Origin of the sequence: Paraburkholderia sp. BR14312 (assembly GCF_040948675.1) — a bacterium.
GTDB lineage: Bacteria > Pseudomonadota > Gammaproteobacteria > Burkholderiales > Burkholderiaceae > Paraburkholderia > Paraburkholderia nodosa_A.
In genome coordinates this window covers 1-280 of the sequence record NZ_JBFPKI010000091.1, presented here as the reverse complement: position 1 = coordinate 280, position 280 = coordinate 1, and the positions used below count along the sequence as shown (strand labels likewise).

2 tRNA genes are annotated in these 280 nt (G+C 56.1%); both read right to left on the bottom strand.

Annotated elements, in window-relative coordinates:
- Window positions 1-38 precede the first annotated feature (38 nt).
- Window positions 39-114, bottom strand: a tRNA-Ala gene (locus AB3X98_RS42145).
- Between the two features lie 39 nt (window positions 115-153).
- Window positions 154-230 (bottom strand) — tRNA-Ile (locus AB3X98_RS42140).
- Window positions 231-280: the final 50 nt, after the last annotated feature.

Sequence of the window (280 nt, the reverse complement as noted above, 5' to 3'; positions counted from 1 at the left end):
AAGGTTCTGCTTCGTGCAGAACGCTGTGCATTGAGGATTGGTGGAGGATGACGGGATCGAACCGACGACCCCCTGCTTGCAAAGCAGGTGCTCTCCCAGCTGAGCTAATCCCCCAGTCACACATACTTCAGGGGGACTGCCCGTCACAGACAGTGGTGGGTCTGGATGGATTCGAACCATCGACCCCCGCCTTATCAAGACGGTGCTCTAACCGACTGAGCTACAGACCCCTGAGTCTGTCTTTCTTACAGCCGACAAGTGTGAGCGCTTAAAACGCGTG